The sequence below is a fragment of the Atopobium deltae genome, assembly GCF_001552785.1.
In the GTDB taxonomy this organism is placed as follows: domain Bacteria; phylum Actinomycetota; class Coriobacteriia; order Coriobacteriales; family Atopobiaceae; genus Atopobium; species Atopobium deltae.
The window spans coordinates 33,157-40,634 of record NZ_KQ959489.1 but is presented as its reverse complement, the minus strand read 5'-3'; the positions used below and the strand labels follow the sequence as shown (position 1 = coordinate 40,634).

The window sequence follows — 7,478 nt, the reverse complement described above, 5'->3', positions numbered from 1 at the left end:
AAGCAACTGCGACACTCAAACCCCTTCCTCACATATAAACGTAGTCGACTCCGTTGTTGTCCTGCTTCGGCAGATCTTTAATGGTGAGTTCTGCCTGGTTAGAGGGCATATACTGATAGCCGATGAGCGTTTTTTGATCGGGCGTGGTCGCAAGTGCTCTATACACATCAAGGGTGATAAACTCGGGGCGCTTTGTGGCGTTTTTGTCTCGCCACAGCTTCTTGACCTTGAGCTCAACCACGTTCTTTATGCCGAAGTTAACCGTTCCGTTGGAACCAATGCCGCCTCCACGCTTCGCCGAACTATTGTGGGCGATGGTCACTTTCGCGAGTTTCTCGGCATTGGCGTCTGCTTTAACGGGCGTGTTGAACTCCAGGTACTTATTGGAGTAGCACTCGGCCAGATGCGTGCCGTTATCCTCGACTGTTCCCGTGAAATCGCTTAACCAATACTGGCTCGTTCCGTTGTAGTTTTCCTACATATAGGGAGTGCCGCCAAGCATGATGGGACATTTGCGTTAGGTTTTGTATTCACGCTGGCCCTCCCTTGTTTTAGCGGCGTTAAAGTGGAAGAGCGCTCTTGTATACGCTTTGTTACGCATGATGCGCTTTACTATGCATACCTTATGCATATATATTAAAATTTATATTAAATTCTCAGAAAAAGTCCAGTTTTTGCCACAGTTTTCGTGGAACGGCAACAAAAATCATGTATATGTACACAAGCTGTAAAGATAGCAAAATTCGCTGAAGCCTCTCGGCGATGCTTGATCGAGTTGAAGTGTTGGAAATATTGAAGTGTTGGAAATATTGGAGTGCTGGAGCGGGCAACGGGATTCGAACCCGCGCATGACGGCTTGGGAAGCCGTTGCCTTACCACTTGGCTATACCCGCTTTACACGTATGACTTTTTAACTATAGCAAAGTGGTTATTTATAGCAAACAAAACGGCGCAAGCTTTCACAAAAAGTGCTGGATGCGAATGGTGGCGTGTTCCGCGGCGAGCAGGTGTACCGCCGCAGCTAGGAATGGCGTCGCCCAGTACTGGCAACCCAACGTGCATACTCCATCAACCGTGAAAATATTTGTTAGAGCTGTGTTAGATGATCTCGATAGACTACAACTCCTTATAAAAATAATGACGGTGTAAGGAGTGCTCATGAACGCTTTGTCTTGGATTCGAGGTAGGGCCATGGCTGCTGGGCGACGGGTACGAGGGGTGAGAAGAACGCGGCAACTATGCAGCGCAGGGCATACGCATTCGCAACACGAACAACCTAAACTCCCCTTTTTCGCATTTGCGCTCGGAGTTTGTACATTACTCATGGCTACATGGGCCACTAATAGCATGGACCTCTTGCAAAAAATTCCCTTGCAGAACTTTGCTTATGCGCATGATCAAACAAGCTCCCACAAGCAGGCTTCGCAAGAACAAAATACTAATAACCGAGCACGGGACCAAAAGCTTTATACATACCCTGATACAAAAACGTATCTTCGCTCAAAAATAAACGTCGGTCTTCTCTACGGGCAAAACCAAAGCCAGAACGTAAAGTCTTCTGGTTGGCAAGACAGAGCTTCTGCTGCCCAAAGCACGCTTGCCAGAGAAGCATCTCGAAGAAGCGCATCCCAAAGAGGCTCATATGGCGGGCAAAACCCCCGAAGCGCTGTCTCATCAGCGGCGGCGAGTACGGGCGTGTGTGCCACGAAGCTGGGAGGTATTACAAACGCGCAGCAAAACCTAGCGCTTCGTGATTCAGGACATCGTATGAGCGTTAAGTATACGCTGGTTGACGCCACAAAAACTTCCGCGGATGCAACACTTGACTCGGTATGGAACAACCCAGCACAAGCATGCTCAACCATCATGGGCCAGTTCGAAACCGTAGCGCAGCTATATCATGGCTCCGCCGACTACTTCGTTGCTTTTCTCGACAACACCAAGCTTAATCGCGCGGGGTTGATGAGCGATTGTATCTTTGCAAAGGATGACTTAAGTGGCACGCTGATTAAGGACATTATTTTTGATAAGGACAGCGGTATTGCCTATATTCCAAAACGTCTTTTTACCAACGATGCAGGTCAAGAGATCGCCTTTGGCATGCAGTCACAGTTATTGCTTCGTGTTACGCCGCAGCAGATGACTCAAACGCTGGTATGCGCACGAACAGTCAGCAGGCGTGCAGACATTGCGCCCATACAGCCATTGCAAAATCTTGTAGTACCTGCCTTTGACACCACCGTAACCATACCCGTTGTTCATCCATCACAGGCATCGCAGATCAATCTTTCCGACTTAGCCGTTTACTTGGGAGACAACTCGAATCCTTACGTCTTGGATGCAAGCTCGGGGGCCTTTTACGATAAAAAAGCAGGAACACTTTCCCTGACGCTTTGCCCCGCAACACAACCGTCTCTTACGGTCGAAATTAAACCTCGCTCATTTATGCAAACACTGCTGCTGCGCACGCGCAGTCTTATCGAGATTCCCACGAAGGCCTTTGCGAGGGCTTCTGCCAAGGCTGCCGCCACACCTAAAGGCTTTGCACTCATTTCGGATCACGAAAAACTAGCGATGTGGCCATGGGGCAAGTTTGATTCCGTTGATTTTGACAAACTAAAAGTCGGAGACCTCTATACCTTTAAAACCACCGTGACCTATGACGATAAAAACCTCGTCAGCCTTTCTCAAGCATGTGCCCCTTATTTGTATGCCTGGACCAACAATCAAGTTGGCTTTAGGGGCGACCAATCGACCGCCGTCCTTATCGATAAGCTCTTGTCGGGAGCAACTTGGGATACCGTAAAGGGCCAGCTCGCAAACCTTTCTGAAGCACATGGAAAAGCGATTTCCATCCGTCACGACATCACTTTTGCGCTGGCTTTGCCGCAGGCTCATTCCAAGCATTCTAGCTGGGATTTTAGTGGCCTTTCGAGCAACAGCACATATTATCCTGCCTATGGTTCGGGAATTCTCCCCATGCTCTGTGGGCATGTTAAGCAACCAAAAAACAAAGTGAACCCTGGCAAGGATATGTGGTGTTCGGCCGCGGTGCGCGTCCTTGCTAAAACACAGGCAGGCGATAACTCTTATGTAGTTTTGGGTTTCGTGGGTCCTCAGGTAACAACGCAGTCGGGCGTGGCGGTCGTTAAATTTGGTATCAAACTTCGTGCAAAACCAAACCCGAAGCTGAGCACAGAGCTACTCAACACCAGCACTAATAGCCATCTTTGCAAACAAGCAAAAACCATCACGCTGCGAGACGACATTTCGTATAGCGGACTTCTGAAGGGTGATGCCTACACTTTTGAAGCTTCCTTGTACAACCCTAAAACAGGCGTGCTTGTGCAGGACGAAAGCGGTCCCCTTACCAAAAAGCACAGCTTTACCGCATCCGCCGAGAAGGGCACGGTTTCTCTAGATTACGTTATACATAACACCCAGCAACTGCCTCGTAAAGTGGTCTCGTGTGTGACGTTGTATGATGCTGAGGGTAACGTGCTTTTGAAGCACAACGATCTTCACAATAAGCAACAAACGGTGTATTTTCCTCACATCACAACCACCCTGCTTCACGCACAGCTAAAAGAAAAACTTGTCTCGGTACAGGAGCCTACAAAGCTCGTTGATGAGGTGGTTCTTACGGGACTTAAACCTGGCGAAAGCTATGTCGTAAAGGGTTCTCTGCTTGGGGTAGACGCCTCTGGAAAAACGTATGTTGTAGAGCAAACGAGTCAGAATTTTACAGCTGAAGCAGATCAGGACGAGAAGACCGTAGCGCTTACCTATACATACACACCTAGTGCGTCTGGCGCTAGCGCGCCCGGTGCGCCCAATACTTCCAGCGCTGCCAGCGCTCCCAACACGCCCAACATTGTTAAACTGGTTGCCACCGCACAGCTTTTATCAAACGATGTGCTTATCGCAGCGCATAATGATATCAGCAATGGACAACAAACGATTCCTGTGCCTAAGCTGCAAACACTGCTCTTTAACAAGCGCACGAGCGATAAAAGCTTTGACACCTTTCCTCTTACGTTAGTAGACCGCATTTCCTATACAGGCCTTTTGCCTGGAAAAACATATAATATCGTGTCGGCCCTTATCGACAAAAAGGCAGGAGAGCTTTGTTTTTCATCCAAAGAAACGCCTCTTATCGTTGGGACCACGTTTACGCCTGAAGCTGGCGAAGGAACCGTTGACGTTTGTTTTACGCTTCCCAAGCGAATAGATACACGCGAGCTTGTTGCTTTTGAAAAAATCTATCTTCATGAGATTAAGCTCGTACAACATGCCGATAAAACAGACGCGAACCAATCGTTTAGTATTCCTGAGCCTTCGCCAGAACCTCCAAAACCGCCTGAACCAACAACTCCTCCAGAGCCGCGAGAACCACCGAAGCCTCCCGAGCCACCTGCGCCAAAGTTGCCGCCGCCTCCTAAACCACCAGAATCGCCTGCACCACCTCCGCTGACAAGAATCCCTCTACCAAAAACCTTTGATTTGCAGGTATCTCGCATGGGCTTGAGGCTCAGGCTTGCTAGATGCGGAATAATCATTACTGTTGGAGGAATGCTACTGCTCTGGATAAAAAAGCGCTTGAGGGAATAAAGGATGGCTACATAACTGGCTTGCGCAGCCAAGATTGAAAGTTAAAAACTCGGAGATTTAAAAACAAAAACTAGTCTCCTCTTCGTTATTGAATGAGGAGACTAGCAATCACGAGCAAGTTCACTACTGACACTCATGGTCCTCGACTACTTCAGGACTTCCTATGACATTAAGAACGTCTGATCAACTCACAGATAAGCGTTGAGACGTTTTTAATCTGACTGACATCAATCATATCTATCACATCGTCAGCAGTGTGAGAAAGCGCTGGTAGAGCATTCTCGTCAAGACCAGTGATCGTAATAGAACGCATCGATGATCTCATAGCAGCAGTTACATCAGTATCGGTCCACGCGTGGTTTCTCTTCTCAAGCGGGATGTGTAGATCTTTAGCAACATTGATAAGCATTCTTGTCAGACGGCGATCTGCACGGCGCTTGTTATAGACACCCTCGTGGCCAAGCACAGTAAGCTGTCCTGCGCCGATGCTGTCAAGGTTGATGACAAAGGAGCCTCGGCAGGTACGACGAAAATCTTGCAAGAATGATTGCATGCCTGCGCGGTCAAGTGCTGAAGCACCAAGTGCAACAAACCAAATGTCGTGGCAGGTAAGCTTATCGTCCGTCATAGCGAGAACGGCATCCCGAACATCTTCCGAAGAGGGGGTTTGATCGACGCTGGTCGCAGCGCTGGGGGCAAATTCGTTGGTGGCGGCTGGTGCGTCACCATCAATAATCTGGAGTTTGGAGTTGATGGTTGCACCACCTTTCCAAGAATTTTCGGGGTTTGAAGTCTGTCCGCGCCCTTGCTTGAGTGCATCCGTGGAATCCGTTGAATCAAAGTTGTCCCAGCTTCCAATCTTGCCGCCATCAACCTTGGCGTCAAAGTCATTATCGACACCCAAAAAGTTTGCAAAGGAGTCCTGTTGCTGTTTTTTCTTACCAAACAAACGGAGCTTCTTCTGTGCTGGCATCGATGCAGGCGCTTGCAGAGGATCTGCGTCGAGCTTTTGCACAGAGGGAACCTTTGAGCGGTCATACGTCGTCGGAGTCGTTGAGGTGTTCCGTGATTGTTGCACAGCTGCTGTGCGCTCATCAACCATCGGGTGCTCGTGAATAATCCCTTCAGGACTTAAGGGATCTACCTCAGCCTTTGAAGGATCTGGCAGATCAAATAGCGAAACCCGGCGCGCTAAATTAAGCTGCTCGTTATCCGAAAGATCGGGCAACTTGCTTGCCTGAGAAACTGCTGCAGTCTTGTCGTCAACAGAGTTTTTGTTGCCTTTGGTTGATGTGGCTACAACATCCTTAAACGTGTATCCTTCGGGCGCTGGCGCGCCCGCGGGCACGGCAGCGCTCGCCTGTTGCTGGCTTTCTTTGTAAACACTTTCGTTGAAAGGAGCATCTTTTGCTTGTTCTAGATCAGCATTATGATCCTGCTTGGCGTGGGATGCTGAAAAATAATTAAACAAATCGTGTGCGGCATGCGATGCTGTTTTGAACCACCCCTGAACCCGCCGCTGTGTGTGCCTTACCGAGGAAACAAATTGGTCTGTTGGCTCTGTGGCGCCTTGGGCAGCCCTTGCTCCCCCACGACGTCCAACAGCACTCAATGGTGCAAAAACACGAGGACCAAATGAAGACGCGCACGCTTCACCGCTTTCATTAGTAACATCATCACTGGCTTGATCAAATTCCTGTGTTTGGCTGGCGGGAGCAGCGGTTGGCGTTATGAGACGAGGTTCAAGATATTCCAGTTCGCACTCCTCAGAAAGCATGCCAAGGCTTCTGATAACTTCTTCACCATGGCGCACCCCAACAACCTGCTCGTACTGGAGCTCGGCGAGCGGCTTGAGCTGGTTGGTTTTATCGGCAGCATTGGTGGCAAGATCGGTTGTTTCGTCAGCAACATTGGTATTCTCGGCATGGTCGTCTGACGCCGGAACCGATGAGGCTTCAGAAGTAGCATCTTGATTGCCAAAAGCGGAAGCTTGCTCAGAGACTTGGTCAGATGCTTGGGCGGGAACTTGTTCATTTTCGGCAGGACGAACCGTGCTTGCAATGTCAAACAACGCCGCAATGGAGGACTTGTTGTCATTAGCGCCTGTCGTGCAGCCCATAAAATGCTCGGCTATGGTTGCTACTCCCACACACAGGGGGGCAAGACTTGCGATAAACCCAACAATCCACAATAGCGTACGAAAACCACCCAGCGCAGCAAAGGGCTGGAAGATAACACACAAAGCAATAAACGGAATACTCCAAACCGCAGCTATGCGCACATACATTTGTGCGCGGGCAAAAGGAAGGCGATATAAAACGTTTTCGTAAGGCGTGTCATAATGAGCGACGATAACAATAGGGCGTTTGCCCTTAGAGACCAAAGGACCAGAAGCTCTGTGAACTGCAATAACATTTTGGCTTTTTGCAATAGGCGTCCAGCGACTCAAAACATCTTTCCCAAGGGTATCCAGCACTAAAAGCACGACGGCAGCTAAGGTGATGAGCATGAAGAGTGTGGAAATCGCGGCACCACCAAAATGCGCCACAAACATACCAATGCATATAATGATTTGCAAAATCGCGCGAATGCGAGGGGCCGCTGTTGATGCATCTACATCCTGCACTTGCGTTTCGAGTCCGCGAGATTTAAAAAATGCTTCGATGCTTTGGGCCGTTTGCAGTTCTTCTTGACTATTTGCTGGAGCAATGGGGTTTTGTTGATCAAGGTACTCAAGATATTTTTGAGTTCTAGTCGCCATGCTATCGTCCTTTGTATGCATAACCTGTAAAAAGTTGTGGTCTCTTGGTAAAAGTATACGTTTTGTGCCAGCATTTGCACAGTCGCATAATCGTTTTTGAGATAAT

At 48.9% G+C, this 7,478-nt stretch carries 4 protein-coding genes and 1 tRNA gene; 1 reads left to right on the top strand and 4 read right to left on the bottom strand.

The window, feature by feature from the left end; genetic code table 11:
- Window positions 1-28: 28 nt before the first annotated feature.
- From HMPREF3192_RS07120 to HMPREF3192_RS06980, 3 genes are all read right to left on the bottom strand, one after another.
- Window positions 29-241 carry a Cna B-type domain-containing protein gene (locus HMPREF3192_RS07120; RefSeq protein ID WP_407921947.1) on the bottom strand — a complete coding sequence of 71 codons (213 nt, stop codon included), beginning with the start codon at window positions 239-241 and terminating at the stop codon, window positions 29-31.
- Between the two features lie 577 nt (window positions 242-818).
- Window positions 819-893: transfer RNA gene (locus HMPREF3192_RS03020), tRNA-Gly, on the bottom strand.
- A gap of 545 nt (window positions 894-1,438) precedes the next feature.
- A complete protein-coding gene (locus tag HMPREF3192_RS06980; RefSeq protein WP_066305215.1) occupies window positions 1,439-1,642 on the bottom strand; it encodes a hypothetical protein in 204 nt (67 codons plus the stop codon).
- Window positions 1,643-1,767: 125 nt separating this feature from the next.
- On the opposite strand from HMPREF3192_RS06980, the gene HMPREF3192_RS03010 reads away from it, so the two are divergent.
- The gene (locus HMPREF3192_RS03010; RefSeq protein WP_066305214.1) at window positions 1,768-4,611 is read left to right on the top strand and encodes a VaFE repeat-containing surface-anchored protein; all 2,844 of its coding nucleotides are present in this window, start codon (window positions 1,768-1,770) and stop codon (window positions 4,609-4,611) included.
- A 169-nt stretch (window positions 4,612-4,780) separates the two neighbouring features.
- On the opposite strand, the gene HMPREF3192_RS03005 is transcribed toward HMPREF3192_RS03010, so the two are convergent.
- The gene (locus HMPREF3192_RS03005; RefSeq protein WP_066305213.1) at window positions 4,781-7,372 is read right to left on the bottom strand and encodes a M28 family peptidase; all 2,592 of its coding nucleotides are present in this window, start codon (window positions 7,370-7,372) and stop codon (window positions 4,781-4,783) included.
- Window positions 7,373-7,478 lie beyond the last annotated feature (106 nt).

Coding starts and splice junctions, on each gene's coding strand:
- HMPREF3192_RS06980 (WP_066305215.1), bottom strand. CDS start 1,642: ATGAGCCTCTTTGGGATGCGCTTCTTCGAGATGCTTCTCTGGCAAGCG.
- HMPREF3192_RS03010 (WP_066305214.1), top strand. CDS start 1,768: ATGAGCGTTAAGTATACGCTGGTTGACGCCACAAAAACTTCCGCGGAT.
- HMPREF3192_RS03005 (WP_066305213.1), bottom strand. CDS start 7,372: ATGGCGACTAGAACTCAAAAATATCTTGAGTACCTTGATCAACAAAAC.